The sequence below is a fragment of the Neorhizobium phenanthreniclasticum genome, from assembly GCF_040066075.1.
Taxonomy (GTDB): domain Bacteria; phylum Pseudomonadota; class Alphaproteobacteria; order Rhizobiales; family Rhizobiaceae; genus Neorhizobium; species Neorhizobium petrolearium.
The window spans coordinates 92,211-118,539 of record NZ_JBEAAL010000011.1 but is presented as its reverse complement, the minus strand read 5'-3'; the positions used below and the strand labels follow the sequence as shown (position 1 = coordinate 118,539).

The following is a 26,329-nucleotide window of genomic DNA, read 5'->3' as shown; positions in this document are numbered from 1 at the left end:
GGATTTTTCTTCGAGCAGTCGGCGGCGGGTGAGCATCATGGATATGCGCACGGTCGCCGATAGAACGGATGATTTCATCCAATCTTTCTTAAGTCGTCGGTTTTCTGCCGCCGAAGGTTACTTCATCGCGGCAGCGGGCGTGCTGATCGCCTTTGTGCTGCGCCTTGCCTTTTACGGCGTGTCTGTCGAGGGGCCGATATTCGTCTTCTTCGTCCCGCCAATTCTGATCGCCGCGGTTATCGGCGGCATGCGCTTTTCTCTTTTCGCCGTGGCCCTTTCGCTTCTGTCAGTCTATGCGATCAGGGAGTTTTCGCCACGAGGTGCCACATCTTCGGAAATGGTATCCATCGGCATTGTCGGCGTGATCATAGCCCTGATCGGACAAATGCTCCATTCCGCCCGCAAGGCAATCGAAAGAGCTCAGGTCAAGGCGGATTCCCGTGAGGCCCAGCTTCGTTCCGTGCTCGACACCGTGCTTGATGCCAGCATCGTCGCCACCAAGGACGGAACGATCGTCTCCTTCAACGCGGCGGCGGTCCGTCAGTTTGGATATTCGGAAGACGAGGTGATCGGGCAGAATCTCCGCATACTGATGCCGGAGCCTTATCGTCGGGAGCATGACGGCTACATGGAGAGATATCTGAGGACCGGCGAAAAGCGGATCATCGGCATCGATCGCGTCGTCTTCGGACGCCGCAAGGATGGCTCGACTTTTCCTATGAAGCTCGCTGTCGGCGAAACTCGTACAGATGGAGAAATCTTCTTCACAGGCTTCGTCCGAGACCTGACGGAACGGGAGGAATCGGCCGCGCGCCTGCAGGAAATGCAGGGAGAGCTGGCACGGCTCGCGCGCCTCAATGAAATGGGCGAAATGGCCTCCACCCTTGCCCATGAGCTGAACCAGCCGCTCTCCGCCATCGCCAACTATGTCCACGGGTGTGCACGCCTTCTGCGCGAGATGGACGAACCGGTTGCGGTTCGTATGCGCGAGGCTTTGGAGGAGACCGCCAATCAATCGCTCCGCGCCGGGCAGATCATCAAGCAGTTGCGTGAATTCGTCATCAAAGGCGAAACGGAAAAATCGCCTCAGAACATTCGCCGGCTGATCGAAGACGCCGGCGCTTTGGCGCTTGTCGGTTCGCGCGAGAAAGGTGTCCAGACGATTTTCGAGTTCACGCCTGGCACGGAAACAGTCGTAGCGGATCGCATACAGATACAGCAGGTTCTGACAAATCTGATGCGCAACGCCATCGAAGCCATGCAAGGCAGCCCGCGGCGCGAGCTCGCAATCCGGACCGTCCAGGAAAACGATGACATGATGGCCGTGATCGTCCAGGATACCGGGCCGGGCATCTCTGGCGAGATTACCGACCAGCTTTTCAAACCATTCGTCACCACCAAGGCAGGCGGCATGGGGATAGGCCTTTCGATTTCCAAACGCATCATTGAAGCTCACGGCGGGGAGATGACGGTGTCGCGCAATCCGGCTGGAGGGGCGACGTTCCGTTTCACGCTTCCGATCGACATGGGGGAACGTGAGAATGCAGACAGGTGACTATACGGTCCATATCGTCGATGACGAGGAGGCGGTCAGGAAGTCCCTTGCCTTCATGCTGACCATGAACGGCTTTGCCGTGCGCGTCCATGAAACGGCCTCATCCTTCCTGCAATTCGCGCCCAGCATCCGCAATGGCATACTGGTGACGGACCTGCGCATGCCTGACATGACGGGTGTCGAGCTGATCCGCAGATTGACTTCAACCCGCGCGAAGATCCCGGCAGTTGTCATCACCGGTCATGGCGATGTTCCGATGGCCGTGGAGGCGATGAAGGCTGGCGCTGTCGATTTCATCGAAAAACCCTTCGAAGACATCATCATCATCGAAGCGATCCGGCGTGCCGCCGGACAGATCCCGGACAAACCACTCGATGTCGACAGCACAACGGAAGTGCTGACGCGCCTTGAAAGCCTAAGCGACCGGGAGCGGCAAGTGCTGGCTGCCGTCGTTGCCGGTCTTCCGAACAAGTCCATTGCCTATGATCTCGATATCAGCCCTCGAACGGTCGAGGTACATCGAGCAAACGTCATGGCCAAGATGAAGGCGAGGAGCTTGCCTCAGCTCGTCCGCATGGCGATAGCCGTCGGCTTCTCCTGGCAATGAGGCCGTAAATTATTTTGGATTTCTTGATCTAACGCAAAGCGCATAACTCCGATAGCCTCTAGAGGCCTGATGCAAGCGGTAGTTCGACCGTCCCATCCGCGGGAAGTTCTGTGCTGGCATCATCGGGGATAATCATCGTTATCGCTCCGGATCTTGGTCTCCGGCAATCGCTGACATTCGCGCTCGAGGTGGAGGGATATCAGGTCGAAGCCTATGATTCCTGGGGCAAGGGCCGGGTTCCCGTCACGCCAGTGCGTTGTATGATCGTCGATGATCAGATACTGCGTGGCCATCACGACCTCCGGCAAGAACTCCTCGCTTCGGGCCATGCGATTATCCTGCTCACCGACGGCATGTCTCCGCCTATGGAGAACAATCCATGGCTCACCCTCACAAAGCCTTTTGATGGCGCCGATCTGGTGGATCTCGTGAAACACGTCGCACGAGCAACCTGACAATTTGTCCGAACCGCTTCCTCCCCCTCCACTACGTAAATACCCCTAGTGATACAACCGAATTTATCCCTGCTCCGTCGTGAGGCATCCTGAGATCGCAAAGGGGAGAATCGACGATATGCAGGACGATATGCAGACCGCAGCCGCTCATGCTATGCGACGGGAACTTGCACCGGGCCGGCCCATGTCGATCGTATCTCCGACAGCGGGTTTCCCGCCGACATATTCCGTCGTCACCTTCAATGCAGGAGCGGAAATCTATGCTCCCGGCGACAAGGCCGGCACATTTTACCAGGTCGAATTCGGCGCGGTGCGCGTGCATCGCCTGCTGTCGGATGGAAGGAGGCAGGTCATTGCCTTCCATCTGGCCGGGGAGACCTTTGGGTTCGAGGCAGACCGGACCCATAGTTTCTTCGCCGAAGCCATTACCCAAACAGGGCTGCGTGCCATCAGCCGCCCTGCAAACGGCGAAGCCTCTCCGGAGCTTCTCACGCTGGCGCTGCGCGGCATGCTGCGCGCCCACGAGCATATCATGATGATCGGCCGCCAGACGGCGGTGGAGCGGATCTCCGGATTCCTGGTCGACATGGCGGATCGCCAGGGCGGGATCGAATATTTCGACCTGCCGATGAGCCGTTTGGATATCGCCGACTATTTAGGCCTGACAATCGAAACGGTGTCGCGCGTTTTCGCAAAACTCCGTTCGGCCGGTCTGATCAAGCTGCGCAGCATTCGTTGCGTCGAACTTAAGAAGCTCGAAACGCTCCGCAGTCTCTGTGCATGAACTGAAGTAGCAATATCCGGCGTCATGCGGAAAAAGCACCGCAGATCGCCTCGCCTATGCCGATCAGATTCCCGTTGAACATAGCTTGTCGAGCAGGCTCCGCATTTTGCGCACAATCTCGCCACTCGTCTCGTGGGAGACAGGCGCCTGAAATCCGAAGGCAATCGCGCGTTCGTCCCTGCATTCGACCGGCTGGCGGCAGGAGCTGTGAACTTCATGCACCCCGGTTTCGCGCACGACCCGCTCGACGTTGGAAAGGTTGATACCGCCGCCGGGCATGATCGAGATGCGCCCTTCCGCCTGCTCCATCAACTGACGGATAAGGTCGACCCCTTCCGGACCACTCACCTTGAGACCCGAAGTCAGGACGCGCTCGGCCCCGAGCTCGATTGCCTGTTCTAAAGCTTCAAAAGGGTCGGGAACCAAGTCGAAAGCCCGGTGCAGCGTCACACCCAGGCCTTCGGCGCATGCCATCAGACGCTTGAGCATTGGCAGGTCGAGGGTCATGTCCGGTCGGCTCGCACCGATCACTACGCCAGCCAGGCCCGTCGCCCGCGCAGCCTCTATATCGGTCATCATCGCCGCTTCGTTGTCGGCATCGAAAATGAAATCGCCCGCACGCGGTCGAATGATCGCATAGACCGGGATCGGTACCCTTGCGGCAAGCGCCATCATGCCGGGCGGTGCAGTCAGGCCTCCGACATCGAGCGCGGCACAGAGTTCAACACGGTTCGCTCCGCCGGTGACGGCGGCGGCAAGCCCCTCGGGGCTATCGACACAGACTTCGAGAAGCACCGGCAAATCAGCCTCCCTGGTGGCCGAGCACGGCAGCACCGACCAATCCGCCGTCTTCCTGGCGGAGTGCGGGTGTCACCAGCGGATGATCGAAACGGTTGAGGATGCGTTTGCGCACCGCCTTGTCAAGCGCATCGATCAGCGGCCTCACGGAAGCAAGCCCGCCCCCCACCGGCACGATCGAAGCGCCAGTGACATTGACCGCGAGCGCCAACGGGTCGGCGATCAGTTCAAGCCAGACGGCAACGGTCTTCACCGCCCTCGCCCCGCCGATCTGCCAGTCTTCGAGGATGCGGTAGCTCGTCTCCTCCTGGCTGTGCAGAAAGTGGTGCAGCCGCTCGATGCCACGTGCGCCGCCTATCGTGTCGACGCAGCCAGACTGGCCGCAACCGCAGGAAAACCTTGGTATATGCAGCGTCTCACCGTCGAGTTCGACGGTCGTGTTGAGGATCGGGCCATGCCCCCATTCGCCGGTGACGCCGCCTGCGCCGCGCACCAGCCGCCCGTCGATTGCCAACCCTCCGCCAATGCCCGTGCCCATGATGGCGCAGAAGACGACCGAATGACCACGACCGACGCCCTCGTTCGCCTCTGCAAGTGTCAGGCAGTCGGCATCATTGGCCGCAAGCACGGGCCGGCCGAGAATTTCCGCAAGCTCGTCGCCAATACGCCGCCCCGTAATGCAGGGAATGTTGGCCGATGTCGCGACACCGTCGCGCGGATCGATGAGGCCTGCAATCGACAGCGCCAGCGGAGATGCCGGATCGCCTGCATGGGCGTTGCGCGCGACCAGCGACGCCAGCAAAGACGAGAGCCGGCCCCAATCCGCGGCAGGTGTCGCCACCTTTCCGAGCGGCATCAGCGCACCGGGCACGGGCGAGACGGCGAACTTCATGAAAGACCCGCCGATATCGACGCAGAAGACCGGCCTGGCCGGCCCGGTCCGGCCTGTGGTGTGAGACGTGGCGGTCGCTATCGTCATTTACGCGGATCCAGAAGGTCGCGCAGTCCGTCACCCAGGATGTTGAACCCGAGCACGGTGATCATGATCGCAAGGCCCGGGAACAAGGACATCCAGATATTCAGGCCGAGATAATTGCGTCCGTCGCTCATCATGGCGCCCCATTCCGGCAACGGCGGCTGGGCGCCGAGGCCGAGGAAGGACAGGCTCGCGGCGGACAAGATGACGGTCCCTGCAGTCAGCGTCGACTGCACGATGATCGGCCCGATCGCATTGCGCAGGATATAGTGCGTCATAATGCGGCGACGCGAAACGCCAAGCGAGATTGCGGCTTCGACATAGTCCATGCTCTTCAGGCCAAGCGTAAGGTTTCGGCTGAGACGCGCGTAGACCGGCACCGAGAAAATGGCAATGGCGATCAGAAGGTTGACGAGGCTGGTGCCGAGCACGCTGACGATCAGGATGGCGAGCACAATGCCCGGAAAGGCGAAGAGAATGTCCATCGTCCACATGATCGCCTGATCAACGTAACGGCCGCTCATGCCGGAAAGGATGCCGAGCGGCACACCAACGGCGACCGCCAACCCGACGCTCAAGACCACTTCGATCAGCGAGATTCGTGCGCCGTAGATGACGCGGGCAAGGATATCGCGGCCATTGTCATCCGTGCCGAAGGGATGCACCCAGGACGGCGGCTCCATGGTCGCGAGCAGATCTTGCACATAAGGATCGGCGGGCGCGATCAGTGGCGCGAAGATCGCGGCCAGCACGATGATGCCGATCAGGAAGCCGCCGAGCGCGATACTGCGATGGTTCGCGACCCAGCGAAAGGCCCTGATCAAGACCGGCCGGCGCGATGCCTCGGGAATATCATTGCCGGTTTCGATCGTCGCCATCAGTCAAACCTTATCTTCGGATTGAGGAGGGCGATCAGCAACTCCGCCAGGAAATTCATGACGACGACACCGGCGACTGCGACCAGTGTCACGCCCTGGATGACCGGATAGTCGCGATAGCGCACGGCATCGACAAGAAACCGTCCGATGCCCGGCCAGTTGAAGACAGATTCGGTGACGACCGCGCCCCCCATCAGGCTGCCGAAATTGAGGCCGACGATGGTGATGATCGGGATCAGCGCGTTGCGCAGCGCGTGGCTCCAGTAGATCGTCCGCGGCGCCACCCCTTTAGCATAGGCAGTGCGAATATAATCCTGCGACATCACTTCGATCATGCTGGACCGCGTCATGCGGGCGATCACTGCGGTCGGCAGCACGGCAAGCGTGATCGACGGCAGGATAAAACTCTTCCAGGACGCGGCGCCGAGCAACGGCAGCCAGCCGAGCTGGACGGAAAACGTATTCATCGCCATCAACGCCAGCCAGAAATTGGCGATCGAGGCACCGGCAATGGCAAGGATCATCACGATCTGGTCGGGCCAGCCATGCCGGTAGATCGCCGCGATCATGCCGGCTGGCACGCCGATGCCGATGGCGATCAGATAGGCGGTGATCGCAAGCCCGATCGTGAACGGCAGGCGCTCGGCGATCTCGTCGACGACGGGCAGCTTGGATTTGATCGAAACACCGAGATCGCCCCTCACAGCCCCATAGGCGAAGGAGGCGTATTGCGCCGGCAGGCTGCGGTCGAGACCGAGCCGTGCCGTCATGTTATCGACCGCTTCCTGCGTCGCTTCGGGGCCCGCCATCAGCCGCGCCGGATCGCCCGGCAGCGCGCGGATCGCCACGAAGACCAGCAGCGACACGCCGATCAGGATCAGCGGCAGGGCCAGCAATTTCCTGGTTATATAGGCTTTCATCCGCCTTCTACATTTTCATTTCAGGCTCTCCCATACCGGAAAGCTTCACGATCTATCGACATGGCCACACCACCCGACGTCATCCTCGGGCTTGTCCCGAGCATGACGAACAGTAGGGCCGACACCTTCCAATTGACCGGAGCAGATGGCGGACGGGACAGACCCACCCACCGCATACTCCTCGTATTACTTCCTGGCGTCCTTGACGACGATCAGGCCGCCCGGGATCACCCACGCGCCCTTGACGCCGGCGCGCGTCGCAAAAAGGTCCTGTTTCGTATAGAGCAGCACATGGGGCGCCTGCTCGTTCACGACCTTCTGGGCATCGACATAGATCGCGTTGCGGGCCTTCTCGTCGAGCGTCGAGGCAGCTTTGTCGATCAGTTCGTCGAGCTTTGGATCGGAGAAGAAGCCAAGGTTGGCGCCGGCCGGCGAGGCGCTCTTCGAGTAATAAAGTGGACGGAACTGCAGGTCGGCGCCGTTGACGCCGGACGACCAGGACGCGATCGAGGAGCCTATATTGTCCTTCTCCTTGCCTGCCGGGTCGAGGAAAGCCGCCTTCGACCAGACGCCACCTTCCATCTTGCGCACTTCGAGCTTGACGCCTGCCTTGGCCCACATGGCCTGCAGGAGTTCGCCGATGCGGGCCTCCTGCTCCTGCACGATGGTGGTCATCGCGAAGCCGTCCGGATAACCGGCTTCCTTCAGGAGCTGCTTCGCCTTCTCGACATCATAGGTATAAGGCGCGAGCGACTTGTCATACCCTGGCGTCACCGGCGCCAATGGCGAATTGGCCGGCGTCGCATATCCCTGCATGAAAGCCTTGACGATGCCTTCGCGGTCTGTCGCGTAATTCAGCGCCTGACGGACACGCACATCGTCGAGCGGCTTCATCCTGGTGTTGAGCGAAACCCAGAAAACGGCCGAGCCATCCGTTGTGCTGAGCTGCATCTCCGGGTTGGCCTTGACCTGCTGGGCGAAGGCGGAAGGGAACGGGTTGATGACGTCGGCATCGCCTGTCTGCAGCGCCATGTTCATGACGGACGGTTCGGGCGTCCAGGTCCACTTGATCTCGTCCTCGCCTTTCGGGGCGCCGCCCCACCATTCGGTGTTCTTGACCTGCAGAACATATTCGCCGGACTTGTATTCCTGCAGCTTGTAAGGGCCGGTGCCGACCGCCTTGGCGCCGATCGTACCGGCAGCGTCAGCAGTCGGGCTCACGATCAGGCAAGGGCCGGTGGTCAACAGCGCCAGAAACGCCGGATACTGGGTCTTCAGCTTGAACTGAACCGTCATCGGATCGACTGCGGTGACTGCTTCGAGGAACGTGCGCAGGCGGCCGCTGGCGGCGAGACCGCGCTTGGTGTCGAGATGACGGGCGAAGTTCTTGACCACAGCATCGGCATCGAAGGGCGTGCCGTCATGGAACTTGACGTCAGTGCGCAACTTGAACGTCCAGACGAGTCCTGAGGCATCGGCCGACCATTCTGTAGCAAGCGCCGGCTTCAACGACAGATCGGGATCGCGCTTGACGAGGCCTTCATACATCGGATCAAGCAGAGCGGCTGTATAGGTCGCGGTCTGATCGCCCGGATCCATGGAGCGCGGAGCTTCGGTCTGCATCACGTTGAGCGTGCCGGCGCTAGCCGCAATCGGAAAAACGAGGCCCGCCGCCACTGCGGAAGCAAGTGCAAAACGACGGCTTTTCAGAAACATGGTCATGATTGTTCACCCTTGGTTTTGTTGATTTATGGGGCGGATTTTACCGCCTTAGATCATTTTTATAATTTATTGGCGTTGATTTGTTCATTTTCTGAACTTAGTGTCAAGCCACTATCACCGAGAGCCTACAGCCCCTTGAACGCCATGCTCACCTCATCCCAGCGCCAGTTGCTGCGCGTCATCAGTGAAGCCGGTCCGCTCAGTCGCACCGAGATGGCAAGCATGCTGGGCTTGAGCAAAGCGGCAATGAGCGGCATCGCCCGCGACCTCATCGATCTCGGAGTGCTCCATGAGACGGAGACGGTCTACGGCCAGGGCCGGCCGTCGATCCTGCTCGATCTGCATCCGGAATGCGCCTTCTTCGTCGGCATATCGTTGCTCGAAGATCCCGCGCCGATGATCCTGAGCGATCTGAACGGCAGGATCATTGCAAGGCAGGCGATACCTCTGTCGCGCGATCCGAAGGTCATCGCCGAAGCGATCACCGAAGGCCTGCCAAGACTTCTCGAATCCCATCCGGAGGCCGTAGAAAAACTCTCCGGCATCGGCGTGGCGCTTTCCGGCTTCGTCGACGAGACTCAGGCGAATTGCGTGCAGTCCACGCTGCTCAACTGGCAAGACGTGCCGCTGGCCAGGATCATCCGCGAGCGATCCGGCGTCGAGACCTTCATCGAGAATGACGCGAAGGCCGTTGCCGTCAGCGAAAAACTGTTCGGCAGCGCCCGAGAGATACAGAATTTCAGCGTCGTCTCATTGGGCGACGGCATCGGCTGCGCCCACTTTATCGACGGCAGGCTCTATCGTGGCAATCACGGCGGCGCCGGCGAAATCGCTCACTGCACCATCGAGCCCGGCGGCGTGCCCTGCCGCTGCGGCAAGCGCGGTTGCCTCGATACCGTCGCGTCCATGAAGGCGATCAAGGAAATGTCGCGCGCCGAGGGGCTCGAATGCACATCGCTCTCCGATATCGAGAATGAGGCATCGACCGGCAACGCGGCAGCGATCCGCATCCTGCATCGTGCCGGCTCGGCACTGGGGCTTGCAATCGCCAACCTCATCCAGATAAACGATCCCGGCCTCATCCTGATCACCCATGTCGAAGGCTCGTTCGACGGCCTGTTTGGCACGGTGGTCAACCAGGCGGTCGAAACCAACGTGCTGCCCCGCTACGCCGGCCAGACGCCCATCCGCATCAAGCGCGTCGATGGCGACGTCTGGGCACAGGGTGCTGCGAGCATCGCAGCCCATAATTTCCTGATCGGCCCCAACTCCAACTGAGGTTTCCCTCCATGCCCAGGCCCTTGCGCATCGCTGTCGGCGGCATTCATATCGAATGCAGCACCTACAATCCGGTTCTGAACGAGGAGAAGGATTTTCGCGTCGTGCGCGGCGGAGAACTGACGGCGGCGCCCTATTTCGCCTTCCTCAAGGATTATGACGCCGAATTCCTGCCGACTATCCATGCCCGTGCGATCGCCGGCGGCCCGGTCGCCCGCGGAACCTACGAAAAGTTCAAGTCGGAATTCCTGGAGCGCCTGAAGCCGCTCTTGCCGCTTGACGGCCTCTACCTCGCCATGCACGGCGCCATGTATGTCGAGGGCATGGAAGATGCCGAGGGTGACTGGATCACCGCCGCCCGCGATCTGGTCGGCCCGGACTGCACGGTCTCGGCGAGCTACGACCTGCACGGCAACGTCACCCAGCGGATCATCGATGCGCTCGACATGTATTCCACCTATCGCACCGCGCCGCATATCGATGTCGAGGAGACCATGCGCCGCGCGGTGACGATGCTGGTCAAAAGCCTGACGACCGGAGTGAAGCCGACGCTTCTCTGGGCACCCATTCCGGTCGTACTGCCCGGAGAGCGTACATCGACGGTCGACGAGCCGGCAAAGAGCCTCTACGCCTTGATGCCGGAAATCGACGCCATTGAAGGCGTCTGGGATGCCTCGCTGATGGTGGGTTATGTCTGGGCCGACGAACCGCGCGCCACCGCCGCGGGGATCATGACCGGCACCGATCGCGCCGTGCTGGAGCGAGAGGCGAAACGCGTCGCCAAAGCCTATTGGGATGCGCGAGAGCGGTTCGTGTTCGGCTGCGAGACAGGTTCGATCGAGGAATGCGTCGACAAGGCAATCGCCTCGAAGACAGCCCCGGTCGTGCTCGCCGAGTCCGGCGACAACCCGACCGGCGGCGGCGTTGGCGACCGCGCCGAGGTGCTGGCCCGACTGATCGCCAGAGGTGCCACCGGCGTCGTCTTCGCCGGCATCGCCGACAAGCCTGCAACCGATGCCTGCTATGCAGCGGGTGTTGGTACCGAACTGGAACTCTCGATCGGGGCTTCGCTCGATGCGATCAACAGCAAACCGATCGAAGCCAAGGTAAAGGTCAAGTTCCTCCACGAGACGGCAGACCTCGCCGACCGCCAGGCCGTTGTCGTCATCGATGACGTCGAACTCGTGCTCTCGGCCAAGCGCCGGCCCTATCACAATATCCTGGATTTCACCCGGCTCGGCCTCGATCCGCACAAAGCGAAGATCATCGTCGTGAAATCGGGTTATCTCTCGCCGGAACTGGCGCCTATCGCCAACCCGAACCTCATGGCTCTGTCGCCCGGTGTTGTCGACCAGTTCGTCGAACGGCTGGAGTGCGCCCGCAGAAAGCGGCCGATCTATCCTTTCGACAAGGATTTTTCCTACGAGCCGCAGGTCTTCCTTTCGGCACGATCGAAAGATCGCTGACCCGCCGCCGCGGTTATCCGAGCGGCCGCTCAGGCCACCTGCCCTCTCCACGTCTCGCTGATGCGGCGGATGGCCTGCAGAAGATTGGCAGTCGGCGGCGTCATCAGACCCTTCTTGCGGCGGTAGACTCGGAATGTCCGCTGCCAGTCGAGCTCGGGCACGTTGACGCGCGCCATCTCGCCCCGTTCAACCTCCTCGCGCACCAGCGGCAACGGCATCCAGCAGAACAGCGACTCCGATAAAACCGCCGCCTTCAGCACCGGCACGGAGCGCGAGATGATCGATGGGGCATTCGGTTCCAGCGCGTTGTCGTGGAATCGGCGCTGCCATTCCCGCACCGTCGGAGTACCCGGCGGGGGCAAGGCCCAGTCGAAATCCGCCGCCTCTGCAAGCGTCACATGGTCCCGCCTGACGATGGGGTGGTCGCAACGCGCGAAGACAGACACCGTATCGTGCAGGATGTCCGGCGTGGCGATGACGATATCGTCGTCGAGGTAGGGTTCGGGTGAAATCGCGATGTCGACCGTCCCCCCCTTCAGCGCCTCCAGCACCCGGTCTTCGAGATCCTCGATGATCTGATATTGCACTTCGGGATGCTGTTTGCGCATCTCGCGGATGACGGTGATGATGAACCCGCTGACGACGCTCGCCACGCCGCCGATCCGCACGACGCCGCGGCTGGCTCCCTGCATCTGCTGTATGACATCGGAGGCATTGCCAATCTCCGACACGACCAGCTTGGCATAAGGCAGCAGCGCATCTCCGAATACGGTAGGCACCACGCCGCGGGTCGTCCGCTCGAACAGCGGTACACCATAACCGTCCTCAAGACGTTTCAGCATGCGGGTGATGGCCGGCTGCGTCATGTTCAATGCAGTCGCGGCCGCGCCCAGGCTCCCGCGTCGGGCACATTCCAGCATGATCTGGGCAGAACGCACATCCAAAGTCATGCCTTGGTGTAATGGATTCTTGGATATTCTTCAATTCCAAGACAGGGCGCTATCTGCGACACTGATAAGGATATAGTGCACGCGCGGGCTATGGGCTCGCGGGCCGGGAGGAGGCTCTGCATGAACAGGATGACGCGGGATTTTCTATCCGGCAGCACGAAATTGCGCGGCCAGACGGTCAGCGAAGCGGTCTTTGATTTTCTCAGGCAAAAAGGCATTGACCGGATTTTCGGCAATCCCGGCTCGACCGAACTGCCGATGTTCATGAACATCCCGGAAGACTTCTCCTATGTGCTCGGCCTGCAGGAATCGATCGTCGTCGCCATGGCGGATGCCTACGCGCAGGTGAGCCGCAAGCCCGCCTTCGTCAACCTGCATTCCGCCGCCGGTCTCGGCCATGCGCTCGGAAACATCTATACGGCCTACCGCAACCGTGCGCCGCTGATCATCACGACAGGCCAGCAAAGCCGTGAGCTCCTGCCGCACGATCCGTTCCTCTTTGCCGAGAGCCCGACGGAGTTCCCGAAACCTTACATGAAATGGGCCTGCGAGCCGGGCCGGGCCGAGGACGTGCCGGCGGCGATTGCGCGGGCCTATTACATGGCGATGCAGGCACCGCGCGGCCCCGTCATGGTCTCCGTTCCCTTGAGCGATTGGCAGGCAGAGGCAAAACCGATCGCCATCCGTGATGTCGAGACGATGATCAGCGCCCCTGCCGCAGCGCTGGATGCGCTTGCCCGCGAACTCAATGATGCGACGGAACCCGTGCTCGTCGTCGGCCCCGGGGTCGACATCGACAATGCCTGGGATTCGACTGTACGGCTGGCGGAAATCCTGCAGGCAAGGGTCTGGGTGAGCCCGCTTTCCTCGCGCTGCAGCTTTCCGGAGCGGCATCCGCTCTTCGCGGGTTTCTTGCCGGCTTTTCAGCCGAAGCTGTCGCAATGCCTCGTCGATACGGACCTCGTACTGGTCCTCGGCGCGCCCGCCTTCACCTATCACTTCGCCGGATCCGGTCCCGATATCCCGGAAGGCGCGGAACTCCGGCTCATCACCGATGACCCGGCGCAGGCTGCAAGCGCGATCGCCGGCAATGCGATGATCTCCAATCTGCGCGCAGCAACCGAAGGCCTCGTTTATCGCCTGCGCTGCCGGCCGCAGCGTACCGATGGTCCCGCCCGCATCATTCCGCGGCTCAAAGCACCGAAGGGCATCGGGCAGGAATTCTTCTATCAGACGCTCGCCGACGTCCGCTCGCCGGACAGCATCGTCTTCGAAGAAGCGCCGGGCGGCCGCGACGCGCTGCACGATTTCTTTCCGATCGAACGGCCGGGCGGCTTCTTTGCCACGGCGAGCGGTGGCCTCGGTTACGCCCTGCCCGGCTCTGTCGGCGCCGCCTTGACGAAGCCGGAACAGCCGGTGATCGCCGTCATAGGCGATGGGTCGAGCCTCTATTCCATCCAATCGATCTGGTCTGCCGTGGAATACGATGCGAACCTGTTGATCGTCATCCTGAACAACGGCGGTTACAAGGTGCTGAAGGCGATCGCCGAAAGGAGCGGTTCAGGCCGCATCGACGGCGTCGACATCGGCCACATGGATTTTGTGAAGATCGCGGAAGCGCAGGGCTGCAAGGCGGTGCGCTGCGAAAAGGTAGAAGAACTGGCATCGTGCCTGCGGTACCTTCTCAGCATGAAAGGACCGCGTCTTTTGGAAGTCATTCTATCAGAGGAGGAGACTGAAATGAATGTCGCTGTCAGAAACGAGACGATACTGAAGACGCCCGAGAAATTCTTCATCAACGGCGAATGGGTGACCCCGTCCGGAACCGGAAAGCTCGACGTCATCTCGCCGGTGACCGAGGAACTGCTGCTCAGTTATCCGGAAGCGAGCAATGCCGATATCGACAAGGCCGTCACCGCCGCCCGCGACGCTTTCGACAACGGACCCTGGCCACGCATGAGCTTCAAGGAGCGCGCAGGCTACTTGCGCAAGGTGGCCGAACTGCTGACAGCTCGCCTTGATGACATTGCCAACGCATGGACGACCCAAGTCGGGGCGCCCATCTTCCTGACGAAGAAGCTCGTCGGCCAGAATCCAGGTCTCTTCACCTACTATGCGGACCTGATCGAAAAGGACGATTTCGTCAGCCATCGAAAGCGGGCCGACGGCGGCGAAGTCCGCGTCGTCCGCGAGCCGGTCGGCGTCTGCGCGGCGATTACGCCATGGAACGCACCGATGGTTCTGCTGAACTACAAGGTCTCCGCCGCTCTTGCCGCGGGCTGCACGGTGGTTGCCAAGCCCTCGCCGGAAACGCCGCTGGAAGCCTATATCCTTGCCGAATGCATCGAACAGGCGGGATTGCCGAAAGGCGTCTTCAACCTCGTGCCGGCCGGCCGCGAAGGCGGGGATTATCTCGTCCGCCACAAGGGCATCGACAAGGTCTCCTTCACCGGCTCGACGATCGCCGGCCGGGCGATCGCCTCGGCCTGCTCCGAACGCCTCGCCCGCTACAGCCTGGAACTCGGCGGCAAGTCTGCGGCAGTGCTTCTCGATGACGCCGATTTCGGGAAGGCCTTGCCGAGCCTGATGGTCTATTCCATGCCGATCACCGGCCAGGTCTGCTTCTCGCTCACCCGCATCCTGGTGCCGGAATCTCGCAAGCAGGAATTCACTGACATGTTCGTCGGCGCGGTGAAGAACATCAAGGTCGGCGATCCGGCCGATCCGACGACGCAAATGGGACCGCTCACGATGGCCCGGCAGCTTGCACGCGTCGAAGGCTATATCGCCGCAGGTCGGGAAGGTGGTGCCAAGATCGCCTGCGGCGGCGGCCGTCCGGCAGGCCTTGGCAAGGGCTACTTCATCGAGCCGACGGTCTTTACCGACGTGACGATGGATATGAAGATCGCCCAGGAGGAAATCTTCGGGCCGGTCGTGTCGATCATCAGCTACAAGGATGAGGACGAAGCGGCGAAGATCGCCAACGATACCATGTACGGCCTTTCCGGCGCGGTCTTCACCTCCGATCCGGAACGGGGTTACGCATTTGCGCGCCGCATGCGCACTGGTAGCGTGACGGTCAACGGCATGATTGTCGACATCCACCATCCATTCGGCGGCTTCAAGCAGTCCGGCATCGGCCGCGAAGGCGGTCCTGAAGGGCTTGAAAACTATTTCGAGGTCAAGACGATCCACATGGCCTGAACGTCATCCGTCTGATCGCCACGATAAAAGGCCGCCGGGTGAAAACCCGGCGGCCTTTTTCTCTCCGCACTCTGGTGGATCGTAGATCAGAGCACTTCGAAAACTGATACCCGAACGGAATTCGCCATGCGTTCACCTGTGCCGATAAACATGGTATGGTTGAGCCACCGGTAACGTGGATCGCCCGTCTGGAAACGCGGATTGGTGCGCATGTAGTAGAGCGCCGGATCGACCGCCTCCCCCGCAGCAAGCCTTGCGAGAACCTCCGGCGGACCATGCCGGAAGCCGAAGTTGCGGATGTCGATCATCGCGCCGTCATGGGTCTCGATAACGTAACGCGTATCGAGCTCTGCATAGCCGGCATCATAGATGCTCTGCCAATCCGCGCCGAGATTGAGGATGCGCCCCGAGAAGCGCTCCCCCTCCACGGTGCCGCCGATGATCGGGATGATCCGCCAGCAGCCGCCCGGGCCACCTCCCTTTTCGATCGGCGGACCGAGTTCGGCGCGGATTTCGCAAAATGGTTGAAGTGCGGGAGCCCTCATGACCCCTCCTATCTCATCGTCATCGGCAGCCAGAGCGCAATCATCGGGAATGCGACGAGCAGGATCAGCCGGATGATATCTGTCAGGATAAAGGGCATCACGCCCCCGTAGATCGTCGTTATCTTGACGTCTTTGGCGATGGAATTGATGACGAAGACGTTGATGCCCACCGGTGGCATGATCATGCCGAGCTCGCAGGCAACGACAATGATGACACCGAACCAGATCGGATCGAAGCCGAGGTGGATGATGACCGGAAACACGATCGGCACCAGAAGGATGATCATTGCCATCTCATCCATCAACGCGCCGGCCACCAGGAAGATAACGAGAATGAGGGCGAGCGTGCCGTAGGGACCGAAGTCCAGACCAACCAGGAACGCCGTCAGCTTCTGCGGCGATTGGGTGATCGCCAGGAAATAGCCGAACAGGATCGCGCCGATCAGTACGCTGAACAGCGAAACCGAGGTTCGGAGCGATTCCACAAGGCTCGACATGATGAGCTTCGTGTTCAGCCGGCCGCGCAGAATGCCGATGACCATGGTGAGCAGCGCACCGACTGCAGCAGCTTCGGTCGCCGTCGCAATTCCGAGATAAATGACCCCTATCACGGCAATGAACAGAAGCAACACCGCCCAGACATCGCGAAGCGAGGTAATCGCTTCCTTGAAATCGAATGTCTTGCCGGCCGGCAGGTGCTTGCCGTGGGCAATCAGCACGGTCGCCATATACATGAGCGTTGCAAGAATACCAGGAACTACGCCCGCCATCAGGAGCTGCCCGACATCGGTTTCGGTCAGGAAAGCGTAGACCACCATCATGACGGAGGGTGGGATCAGGATCCCCAGCGTGCCGCCTGCAGCAATGACGCCGGTCGAAGTCGCGTCGGCGTAACCGGCCTTGCGCATCTCGGGCAATGCGATGCGGCTCATGGTCGCCGCTGTCGCAATCGAACTGCCGCAGATCGCCGCAAACCCGGCGCAGGCAGCAATCGTGGACAGCGCCAGCCCGCCGCGAAATTGCCCGAGCCAGGCATTGCCGGTTCGGAATAATTCCCGCGACATCCCGGAATTGGTCGCAAACACGCCCATGAGGATGAAGAACGGCACCAGAGTCAGGTTGAAATCGGTGATGACGCGAATCGGCGACGTGGTCAAAAGGTTAAGGGCCGGCGTAATGCCGCGCATAGCGGCAAAACCAAAAACCCCGACAAGGCCCATGGCGACACCGAGCGGCACGCGCAGGCCCATGAGCACAAACATGGCGACGAAACCGCCGATGGCAACGAGATCAGCGGTGTTCATACGCCATGGCCTTCAAGCGGATTGGTTTCTTCGTGCTTGCCACGCACGAAGGGTGCCACAGCTGTAGTAACGACGGCCGAGGCACAACCGAACCAGATCAGGCCGACGAGAGGCCAGACGGGAATGCGCAAGTCGAATGTCGCTTCGTTGCTGCGATATGCGCCTGTCAGGCGAAAGAACATCATGTACGCGAGCATTGCCGTGAAGGCGAGCAGCAGTGCCCAGGCGATGAAATCGAGAACGCGTCGGCCCCAAGGCCCCAAGGGCTCGTAGAGCAGATCCACCGCGATATGGCCGCCGCGATAACCGAGCGATGCGAAACCCCACATCATGCAGGCGCCGATCAGGTAGCGGGAGAGGTCGAAGGAATCCGGGATCGCCCAGGAGAAGACGTAACGGCCGACCGTCGAGACGACGATCAGAAGCGTGCAGAGGCCCAACAACAGGCCCGCGATCACATCGACAGCGTCGCTGAAGCGTTCGAGATATCGGTGCATGGCGTAACTCGATCTAGGGATGATAGGAAGGCAGGCGAAGGCTAGGCGCCTGCCCATCGATCAGGCTGCCGATCATTTTACGTTGGCGTCATATTTCTTCAGCGTCTCTGCCAGACTTGCCCAGGCTGATTTGGCATCGATACCGGCCTTGGTGGCAGCCGCCGCCCATTCACCCTCCAGGGATGCCGTCGCCTGTTTCCACAGGTTCACCTCATCGGGTGTTGGTTTGTAGAAGGTATGCCCGCCGGCATCGATCATCTTCTGGCGGCCCGCGGCTTCGGCATCCGCCCACTTGCTCGCCATTTTCTCCGCCCATTCGGATGTGCAATGATCGTCGATCACCTTGCGATCCTGCGGCTCCAGACCATCGATCTTGGCCTTGTTCATGACGAAGGCGAAGGTCGTAACGTAAAAGGGCATGTCGAGATGATGCTTCGTTACGTCCTGAAGGCCGAATGTGTAGATCGAATTCCAGGGAGATGCGGTCATGTCGGCCGCCCCCTTTGAGATCAGCTCGCGCATCTCGCCGGCCGGCACCTGCACTGAGGCCGCACCAAGCGAACTCACCAGCCGCGCCATGGTCGCATGCGCCGGCCGGATGTTCTTGCCCTTGAGATCAGCCGGGACCTGGATCGGTCCCTTGGTGCCGTGCAGCGTGCCCGGATCATGGACATGCACCATGCAGACATAGACGTCGCTCATCTCCTTGGCCGAATACTGGCGGTACCACTCATCGAGCGCCCGCGAACCACTCTTGGCATCGGAAATCAGGAACGGAATCTCGCCTGCTGCGAGTATCGGGAAACGGCCCGGCTGATAACCTGGATTGATGAAACCGATATCGACGATACCATCGCGCGCCATGTCGTAGTGATCAGGCGCCGCGCCCAGCTGCGAGGCCGGATAAATTGTGATGTTGATGCGCCCGCCGGACGCCTCGTTGATCGATTTCGCCCAGGGCTCCATGCCACCCGCCTGCAGCATATGGGTCGCGGGAACCCAGTGCGACAAGGTCAACTCCACCTCGGCCGCCTGAGCCGATGCGCCCACTACCATAAGGCAGGCCGAAGCGAACAATGCCTTCAGTTTCATGCTTTTCTCCTCCCGTTGAATGAAAGGCCGGCGAAGCTCCCTCCCCGTCCGGCCGAACGTCTTTGCTAGACCTGCATTGCAGGCAGAACCCGCAACATCGTCGGTCAGCCAATGCAAAAATCGCGGCAGGGAGCTATTGCCGGCGTCCGAAGAGCGGCTGGGGAAAGATGCTCCATAGGACCTGCGGAGACGGAGGCGTTCTCCGCCTCCGCAGTCGAAATCGAGCCCGCCGAGTCAAAGGCAGACGCAACTGTCTTGAACAGCCGTGTATACACCGATTTCCTCCCAACTCGGTCTCCCAAGACGAATCCCACTGCCCTGAATGTCGTCTACCCGAGTAGACGAAGTTCAACACATCCACGCAGAAACGACAAGTTGTCATTTCAATTTGCATACAAAAAAATCAGGCGACCTGAGATTCTTTTGACGGGCTCTTCACCCGAATCTCAAACAGCTTAAAATAAGGCCAACCGGTTCTTGCATACACGTGCAGCGGAATTCGCGGGTTGGGACGGGTCGAGACCAGTCCGAAGGGTGGAGGTGGTCCGGCTGCGGAAAGTCGGCAGTCGACTGGATTGGATATATCTATCAGCATCCCGGATCAGAGTATCGGGACGCTTGTTTCGTCATTGCAGACATCAGGGAGGAACAGAACATATGGACGATCTCGCTACACCGGCCGGCAAGGCGATTGCGGAGCTCAAGACCGTTCTCGGTGACCGGCTGGCAACATCGGTCTCGGTCCGGGACCACCACAGCCACGACACGTCGCGGCTGAAGCCTCATCTCCCCGATGCCGTCGCCTTTCCGCGCACCGAAGAGGAAGTCCAGGCGATCATTTCGGCCTGTGCCGCTCATGGCGTACCGGTCGTCCCCTTCGGTGCGGGCTCGTCCATGGAGGGCCATACCATCCCGGTTCGCGGCGGCATCACGCTCGACACCCGGGAGATGAACAAGGTCCTCGAAATCCGCCCGGAGGACCTGCTCGCCGTCGTCCAGCCGGGCGTCACCCGCAAGCAACTCAATGTGGAACTGCGCGAGACCGGATTGATGTTCTCTGTTGATCCAGGCGCCGATGCCTCGCTCGGCGGCATGGCCTCGACCCGCGGCAGCGGCACGACTGCAGTGCGTTACGGCACCATGCGGGAAAACGTGCTGGCCCTGAGAGTGGTGACACCGGACGGAACCGCGATCCGGACAGGTTCGCGGGCACGGAAATCATCGACCGGTTACGATCTGACGCATCTTTTCGTCGGCGCGGAAGGCACGCTCGGCGTCATCACCGAACTTACCGTCCGCCTCCATCCCATCCCGGAGGCAGTATCCTCAGCAATCTGCGCTTTTCCCACGGTTGCCGAAGCTGTGGAAGCGGTCATTGAAGCGGTGCAATACGGCATTCCGGTTGCCCGCGTCGAGTTTCTGGACGAGGTGGCGATCGCTGGCGTCAACAGTTATTCCAAGCTCGACCTGCCGGTCGCCCCTACCCTCTTCTTCGAATTCCACGGGACGCCCGCCTGGGTGGAGGAGCAAGCTCGTCTCGCCGAAGACATTACCAGGAGCCATGGAGCGATCGGCTTCCGCTGGACCACCGACGCGGACGAACGGGCAAAGCTGTGGCAGGCCCGCCACGATCTCTTCTGGGCCACGAAAGCGATCATTCCGGGCTATGATCTCTATACCGGTGACATCTGCGTGCCGATCTCGCGGCTGGCGGAGAGCATCGTCGCCGCGCGCGCCGACATCGACGCATCATCGCTGAAAGGCCAGATCATCGGCCATGTCGGCGACGGCAACTTTCACACTGCCTACCTGATTGACCCAAACAATCCCGAACATCTGAGAGAGGCCGAGGAACTGGCCGATCGTGTTGTGGAACGCGCTCTGGTCGTCGGCGGCACGGCAAGCGGCGAGCACGGCATCGGCATGGCAAAACTGAAATTCATGCGTCGGGAGCACGGCAAAGCCGTTGATGTGATGAAGCGTATCAAGGCCGCGCTGGACCCGATGGGCATCATGAATCCCGGCAAGATGGGGAGTGAGGAATGGTCGGCGTAGCCGACGAAATGATCCAGTGAATCGTTTCGCATAACGAACGCCCTGAGCCAAAGCGAAGGGTTGGGGAACACTCAGCCACCCACTCTAAGCTCATGTGGAAGATGGACAAACCATGCTCTTCCCTTTCTATGGTAAGAGGTGTCGGCCTTGGTGCCAGAGTAAGTCTTGATAGTCGTCACTTTGGGATCTATACCCTGAAACAGATCGATACAGGCGGTCATGTCACAGCTCTCGCCGAGCGCCATGTCCAATCGTCCTGTTTTCGTTTTGAAGTCGTAACTCAGACCGACTGGGCTGGCCCATAACAGCTTTGTCATCTAACTACTCCTTTGTTCGCTTTGATAAAGACATTATACGCCTACAGTCGGAGGTCCTAAAGTGGGGTGCCACCTCCGCCGCCTCTCGCCTTAGCGCAGCAGCTTAATAATGCGATCTCGGCGAATGACCTTTCTAGGCTTCCGTGAGTTGATGAACCGGATGTACTTCTCAATTGCTGCGGATGTAACCATCGCATATCCTCCTAGCGATGAATCATGTGATGTTGCTGACACGGATCGGCAACCCCGCAACCTATCATCGGCTGCCGCTTAATCCCAAACGAAAAGCGGCGCCCTTGCGGGCGCCGCTTTCGTTTTTTGCCTTGGGAGTGGAATCAGGCGTGCTTCGTGCGCCAGCTTTCGGCATAATTCTCGCGCGCTTCGCGGGCATAGGGCGTCGGTGAAACGCGGACGCGGATTTCGGCCTGCTTGTGACCCTTTTCGATCGACGTCTTGTCGGTGCCGCCATTCGGCTCACCCCAGATCAGCGTCAGAACGTCGCCTTCCTGGACGTCGTGATCGACGACGCCGAGCGACAGCATGCAACGCTCATTGTAGCTGTAACCGTTGAACATCGACATGCCGACGACCTTGCTGCCGTGCATGATCCTGTCGGCGCTGGAGGACGCATAGTTCGGCTGCGGCAGGTCGATCCACTTGTAGGCCTCGCCACCGGGCACAAAGTTCGACGCGATGACCTTCATCACGTCTTCCGCATTCCACTCGAAAGTGACCTTCTTGCGCTGCGGCTTGCCCTTCATCGCTTCGAGAGCGGCACGGCCCACGAAGTCATGGTCAAACTTGATATAGATGCCGTAGCCGAGTTCATAAGGATTGACGTAATAGTCCTCGATATTATCGGAGACGAGGCTGCCGCCGATTGAGCCGGTCGCCTCATAGCTGTCTTCCGTAAGCCAGTCGCGATAGCCCTTGAGTTCCTCGCCGGTATAGATCGCCGGAAGAGGTGACGGAATCCAACCTGATTCCAGCGTATTGGTCGAATAGGCGCGGGCCCCGACGAGATAGAGATCGACGCCCGCATCCTTCGCAGCCTTGGCGATGATGTCGCGAACCTCGTCCTTCTCCGCATAAGGCCCCCAGATTTCGAGACCGGGAGCGCCGGCCATGCCATGACGCAAAGCCTGAACTTTCTTGTTGCCGACATTGATCCAGTCGACATGGAAGAACTTGATGTCCGGGATCGGACCGCCGTTCATCTTTTCGAAGATTTTAGGCGCATCAGGCCCCTGGATCTGGAAGCGATAGTGAACACGGGTCACCTGCTTCCCGTCCGGGCGCGAGGGCGAGCGTGGATCATGGGTGAGCTTCACGTTGTGCTTGCCGAGCGCAGCGTTGTAGCGCAGCCAGTTGGCGGTCGGCGCGCGGCCGACGAGCACGAATTTCTGCTCCGTCTCACGGAAGATGATCATGTCACCGATGACATGACCGGCCGGAGTGACCGGAACATAGTGTTTAGCGCGATTGGTGCCAAAATTGGCGAAGCTGTTGATCGCCAGGCTTTCGAGGAATTTGGCGGCATCCGGCCCCTCGACGATCAACTCGTCCATGTGGTGCGACTGGTCGAAGAGAACGGCCGATTCACGCCAGGCGACCTGTTCGGTGCGCCAGTTCGAGAACTCCGGGGCGACGACCGGATAGATGTACATGCCGATGCGCGAATTGCGCAGCATCTCGACGGTATTGCCCTTTTCCTTCAGGATCTGGGTCAGATTCTTGGCCATTTCTCCTCCTCACTCGATCGAGCCAGCGCTCCCGAGCCCACATTAAACGAAGCCCGGAGCATGATATCGAGACCATCTATGTATACATAAATTGGCTGACAGCCAATTAGAAATGGATGCAGGCCATAACTTCCCTGCAATCCGGAAAGAAATCGAGAAACATCAGCCTCGGACGTGTACACATCGGCGAGGCTGTCAATTGCGGACGGCCCAGGCGGCGTCCGAGGATGCCGCGACCGTCACCGGACGGCCGATGCCGATCTCTGCAAGCGACGGCGTTTCCACATGCAGCGTCTGCGCAGGCGTCTTGATCATGATCGAGCGGTGCGGGCCGCGGAAGATCGCCTGAGAGATTTCACCCGACCAAGAGAGCCCCTCATCGATGGTGCCTGCTTCGCGAATCTGCAGGTTCTCGGGGCGCACCATGACGGTGACATCCGTGCCCCTCGGCATTTCGGTCGCCGCATGACATTCGCCGGACCAGCCCTGCCCTTCGACATCCAGTTTGTAATACTGACCACCGTTCGGGCGACAATCCTTGACCTTCGCATTCAGCAAGTTGGGCGTGCCGAAGAATGCGGCGACCTGCCGGTTTTCCGGTCGACGATAGATCTCTTCAGGCGCGCCGACCTGCAGGATCTTTCCGCCATGCATCACGACGACGCGGTCGGAAAGCGCCATGGCTTCCGACTGGTCGTGGGTGACATAAAGCGCGGTGATCTTCAGCCGTTGCTGTAGCGCCCGGAACTCGTCGCCCATCTGGGTGCGCAACCGCGCATCGAGGTTTGAGAGCGGCTCGTCGAGCAGCAACACTTCCGGCTCGAACACCAGCGCGCGGGCAATCGCGACACGCTGCTGCTGACCGCCTGAGAGTGCCGGCGACGGACGCTCGGCATATTGCTCCATCTCGACCAGACGTAACGCGTTCATCACCCGATCGCGGATTTCCTTGTCCGACTTGCGGCGGATACGCAGCGGATAGGCGACATTGTCGAACACCGTCATATGCGGCCAGATCGCATAGGACTGGAAGACCATGCCGAGACGGCGGCGTTCCGACGGCACGAAATAACCCTTGTCTGCATCCGAAACGACATTGTCGCCGATCGAGATCCGCCCGCCGGTATTCTTTTCAAGCCCCGCCACCATGCGCAGCGTCGTCGTCTTGCCGCAACCGGAGGGTCCGAGCAGCGTCACGAACTCCCCGCTCTTGATCTTCAGGTTCACCTGGTCCACGGCCGTGATCGCACCATACATCCGCGTCACGTTTTCGAGCGTCACCGAAGCCATATTTCTCTTCCTTGTCGAGTGCGAATCCCGGGACCCGCTTCTTGAAAAATTCGATAGAGGGCGGCGGCCGGAGCCGCCGTGCCTAGAGTTTGCTGATGCGCGCCTTGATGAAACGGAGCTGCACCCATCGGAACAGGATGACGAGCAACATCATCAGGAGCCCGATGACGCTCACCTGCTCGGCATTGCCGTTCGCCCAGAGCTTCAGAAGCACGACGGCAAGCGTTTCCGAACCGACCGAATAGAGAAGGATCGATGCTGAAAGCTCGCGCATGATGCCGAAGAAGGTGAGCACCCAGCCGACCGCGAAAGCCGGCCAGGCGAGCGCCACCAGGATGCGCCACATCGTCTGAACCCAGCTTGCGCCGTGGACGCGCGAACACTCTTCGAGGTCATAGGAAAGCTGGTGATAGGAGCCTGTCATGACGCGGACAGCAACCGGCGTACCCAGCGCGATATAGGCAAGCAGCAGCGCCCAGACCGTGCCATAGATCGGGATTGGCCCAGGCAGCATCGCGAACGCCCAAAGGAAGCCGACGCCGAGAACCATACCCGGCATCATCCAAGGCAACCAGGCCATGCCGTCGATCAGGCTGCGGCCCTTCCATTTGGTGCGCACGGAAATGTAGGCCACCACGGCGCCGAGCGCCATGGTGGCGGTCGCGCCGAGCAGGCCGAGCATCATCGTGTTACGCACCGCCCGCCAGAATTCCGAATTGGCGAAGACAGACTTGTAATGCTCCAGCGTCAGCATGTCGTAGGTGTAGAACCCGAAGAACCGGAAGAATGAGCCGAGCGCCAGCTGGCCGACCGGCAGCAGGACGGTGATGAAAAAGAAGAACAGACAGAAGGCGAAGGTTACCCAGCGCCAGGGGCCGAGTTCCATCACATTGGGACGGAACCCCTTGCCTGTGACGGTCTGAAAACTCTTGCCGCGCAGGATTGCCCATTGCGCGATGACGAGCAGGAACATCAGGCCCATGATCGCGAAGGAAAGCGAGGTCGCGTATTGGTAATCCGGCGTGGCGCGGTGGTTGATCGACTCGTAGATATCCGTGGTGATGACCTTGATCCCGGCCGGAAGGCCGAAGAACAGAGCCGACTCAAAGGTCTCGATACCTTTAATGAAGCTCAGCATGAAGGAACTGGTCAGCACCGGCAGCATCAGGAGCAGCGTGATCTTGCGGAAGGTCGTCCAGCGCGAGGCGCCGCACATGCGGCTCGACTCTTCGAGCGAGGGGTCCATCGCCCGAAATGCATCGACCATGAACAGGAAGAGGAACGGAATCGAATACTGACACATGTGCCAGATGACGCCGCCATAGGAGTAGATGTTGACCAGCGGATCTTGCGCGCCGGTGAGCCATCGCCAAACCATGTTGATAACGCCGACTTGCGGATTGCCGAGCATGCCCCAGGCCATAGCCGTCAAAATCGGCGGGATGAAGAATGGCAATGTGATCAGCACTTCCAGCGTGCCGCGGAACGGCGTGTCGGTGCGCGCGACGATCCAGGCGAGAAAAACCGCGATCACCAGCGACGGAATGGTCTTGGCGAGCGAAATGCCGACGGTATTGGCCAGAATCATGAGGTTCTGGGTGGTCATGATCGAACGATAGCCGTTCAGATTGAATTCGCCGGCCATGCCCGGAGGCGTGGAATGCAGGCTGCCGTAAAGCAGCATCGAGAGCGGATAGATCGTCAGGAAGCCGAGGATGAGGATCAGCACCAGCATGCCGATCAGCCGCGGCAGGGAACCGCCGGAAAAGGCACGTGTAAAGGCATTGCCACCGAGAACAGGTGCGTTATCGGTGATATCGTCTAGGGAGCGATTATGGATAATCGTCATGGGATCCTCGCTGCTCCGATGTCATGAAAAAAGCGCCGGCATCGG

The 26,329-nt window shown here is 60.4% G+C and carries 22 protein-coding genes; 8 read left to right on the top strand and 14 right to left on the bottom strand.

Annotation, left to right across the window (positions count from 1 at the left end; genetic code table 11):
- Nucleotides 1–37 precede the first annotated feature (37 nt).
- From ABK249_RS16075 to ABK249_RS16060, 4 genes are all read left to right on the top strand, one after another.
- Nucleotides 38–1,555 (top strand): sensor histidine kinase, encoded by a 1,518-nt coding sequence (locus ABK249_RS16075; protein WP_348863316.1) that lies wholly within the window; start codon nt 38–40, stop codon nt 1,553–1,555.
- Nucleotides 1,542–2,162, top strand: coding sequence for a response regulator FixJ (gene fixJ, locus ABK249_RS16070; RefSeq protein ID WP_348863315.1), 621 nt, complete (start codon nt 1,542–1,544; stop codon nt 2,160–2,162). The genes ABK249_RS16075 and fixJ overlap by 14 nt, the downstream gene beginning before the upstream one ends.
- A gap of 110 nt (nt 2,163–2,272) precedes the next feature.
- Complete coding sequence (locus ABK249_RS16065) at nt 2,273–2,617, top strand: response regulator transcription factor (protein WP_052182707.1); 345 nt, start codon at nt 2,273–2,275, stop codon at nt 2,615–2,617.
- Between the two features lie 118 nt (nt 2,618–2,735).
- Nucleotides 2,736–3,401, top strand: a complete 666-nt coding sequence (locus ABK249_RS16060; RefSeq protein WP_415926441.1) for a helix-turn-helix domain-containing protein — start codon at nt 2,736–2,738, stop codon at nt 3,399–3,401.
- A gap of 63 nt (nt 3,402–3,464) precedes the next feature.
- On the opposite strand, the gene ABK249_RS16055 is transcribed toward ABK249_RS16060, so the two are convergent.
- From ABK249_RS16055 to ABK249_RS16035, 5 genes are all read right to left on the bottom strand, one after another.
- Complete coding sequence (locus ABK249_RS16055) at nt 3,465–4,202, bottom strand: copper homeostasis protein CutC (RefSeq protein ID WP_348863314.1); 738 nt, start codon at nt 4,200–4,202, stop codon at nt 3,465–3,467.
- A 1-nt stretch (nt 4,203) separates the two neighbouring features.
- On the bottom strand, nt 4,204–5,178 hold the full coding sequence (locus ABK249_RS16050; RefSeq protein ID WP_348863313.1) for an ROK family protein: 975 nt from the start codon (nt 5,176–5,178) through the stop codon (nt 4,204–4,206).
- Nucleotides 5,175–6,053 (bottom strand): ABC transporter permease, encoded by an 879-nt coding sequence (locus ABK249_RS16045; RefSeq protein WP_348863312.1) that lies wholly within the window; start codon nt 6,051–6,053, stop codon nt 5,175–5,177. Before ABK249_RS16045 ends, ABK249_RS16050 begins: the two co-directional genes overlap by 4 nt.
- A complete protein-coding gene (locus ABK249_RS16040; RefSeq protein ID WP_037147642.1) occupies nt 6,053–6,973 on the bottom strand; it encodes an ABC transporter permease in 921 nt (306 codons plus the stop codon). The genes ABK249_RS16045 and ABK249_RS16040 overlap by 1 nt, the downstream gene beginning before the upstream one ends.
- A gap of 186 nt (nt 6,974–7,159) precedes the next feature.
- Nucleotides 7,160–8,695 carry an ABC transporter substrate-binding protein gene (locus ABK249_RS16035; RefSeq protein ID WP_348863311.1) on the bottom strand — a complete coding sequence of 512 codons (1,536 nt, stop codon included), beginning with the start codon at nt 8,693–8,695 and terminating at the stop codon, nt 7,160–7,162.
- 144 nt (nt 8,696–8,839) lie between these two features.
- Between ABK249_RS16035 and ABK249_RS16030 the strand changes: the two genes are divergently transcribed.
- Together ABK249_RS16030 and ABK249_RS16025 are read left to right on the top strand one after the other, a co-directional pair.
- On the top strand, nt 8,840–9,973 hold the full coding sequence (locus ABK249_RS16030) for an ROK family transcriptional regulator (RefSeq protein ID WP_348863388.1): 1,134 nt from the start codon (nt 8,840–8,842) through the stop codon (nt 9,971–9,973).
- A gap of 23 nt (nt 9,974–9,996) precedes the next feature.
- Nucleotides 9,997–11,439 carry a M81 family metallopeptidase gene (locus ABK249_RS16025; RefSeq protein WP_348863386.1) on the top strand — a complete coding sequence of 481 codons (1,443 nt, stop codon included), beginning with the start codon at nt 9,997–9,999 and terminating at the stop codon, nt 11,437–11,439.
- 29 nt (nt 11,440–11,468) lie between these two features.
- On the opposite strand, the gene ABK249_RS16020 is transcribed toward ABK249_RS16025, so the two are convergent.
- On the bottom strand, nt 11,469–12,389 hold the full coding sequence (locus ABK249_RS16020) for a LysR family transcriptional regulator (protein WP_037147648.1): 921 nt from the start codon (nt 12,387–12,389) through the stop codon (nt 11,469–11,471).
- Between the two features lie 120 nt (nt 12,390–12,509).
- Between ABK249_RS16020 and mdlC the strand changes: the two genes are divergently transcribed.
- Complete coding sequence (mdlC, locus tag ABK249_RS16015) at nt 12,510–15,593, top strand: benzoylformate decarboxylase (RefSeq protein ID WP_348863310.1); 3,084 nt, start codon at nt 12,510–12,512, stop codon at nt 15,591–15,593.
- 86 nt (nt 15,594–15,679) lie between these two features.
- Here the strand turns inward: mdlC and ABK249_RS16010 are convergent, their stop codons facing one another.
- From ABK249_RS16010 to ABK249_RS15995, 4 genes are all read right to left on the bottom strand, one after another.
- Nucleotides 15,680–16,138 carry a DUF3237 domain-containing protein gene (locus ABK249_RS16010; RefSeq protein WP_348863309.1) on the bottom strand — a complete coding sequence of 153 codons (459 nt, stop codon included), beginning with the start codon at nt 16,136–16,138 and terminating at the stop codon, nt 15,680–15,682.
- 8 nt (nt 16,139–16,146) lie between these two features.
- Nucleotides 16,147–17,442 carry a TRAP transporter large permease gene (locus tag ABK249_RS16005; RefSeq protein WP_348863308.1) on the bottom strand — a complete coding sequence of 432 codons (1,296 nt, stop codon included), beginning with the start codon at nt 17,440–17,442 and terminating at the stop codon, nt 16,147–16,149.
- Nucleotides 17,439–17,939 carry a TRAP transporter small permease gene (locus tag ABK249_RS16000; protein WP_348863306.1) on the bottom strand — a complete coding sequence of 167 codons (501 nt, stop codon included), beginning with the start codon at nt 17,937–17,939 and terminating at the stop codon, nt 17,439–17,441. The genes ABK249_RS16005 and ABK249_RS16000 overlap by 4 nt, the downstream gene beginning before the upstream one ends.
- A 72-nt stretch (nt 17,940–18,011) precedes the next feature.
- Entirely contained in the window at nt 18,012–19,031 is a 1,020-nt protein-coding gene (locus ABK249_RS15995) for a TRAP transporter substrate-binding protein (RefSeq protein WP_037147657.1), read from the bottom strand.
- Between the two features lie 657 nt (nt 19,032–19,688).
- Here ABK249_RS15995 and ABK249_RS15990 point away from each other — a divergent pair.
- Complete coding sequence (locus ABK249_RS15990) at nt 19,689–21,086, top strand: FAD-binding oxidoreductase (RefSeq protein ID WP_348863305.1); 1,398 nt, start codon at nt 19,689–19,691, stop codon at nt 21,084–21,086.
- A 71-nt stretch (nt 21,087–21,157) separates the two neighbouring features.
- On the opposite strand, the gene ABK249_RS15985 is transcribed toward ABK249_RS15990, so the two are convergent.
- From ABK249_RS15985 to ABK249_RS15970, 4 genes are all read right to left on the bottom strand, one after another.
- On the bottom strand, nt 21,158–21,403 hold the full coding sequence (locus ABK249_RS15985; protein ID WP_348863304.1) for a hypothetical protein: 246 nt from the start codon (nt 21,401–21,403) through the stop codon (nt 21,158–21,160).
- A gap of 335 nt (nt 21,404–21,738) precedes the next feature.
- Complete coding sequence (ligM, locus tag ABK249_RS15980) at nt 21,739–23,145, bottom strand: vanillate/3-O-methylgallate O-demethylase (protein ID WP_348863303.1); 1,407 nt, start codon at nt 23,143–23,145, stop codon at nt 21,739–21,741.
- A gap of 195 nt (nt 23,146–23,340) precedes the next feature.
- Entirely contained in the window at nt 23,341–24,435 is a 1,095-nt protein-coding gene (locus ABK249_RS15975) for an ABC transporter ATP-binding protein (RefSeq protein WP_348863302.1), read from the bottom strand.
- A gap of 82 nt (nt 24,436–24,517) precedes the next feature.
- Nucleotides 24,518–26,284 (bottom strand): ABC transporter permease, encoded by a 1,767-nt coding sequence (locus ABK249_RS15970; protein ID WP_348863300.1) that lies wholly within the window; start codon nt 26,282–26,284, stop codon nt 24,518–24,520.
- Nucleotides 26,285–26,329: the final 45 nt, after the last annotated feature.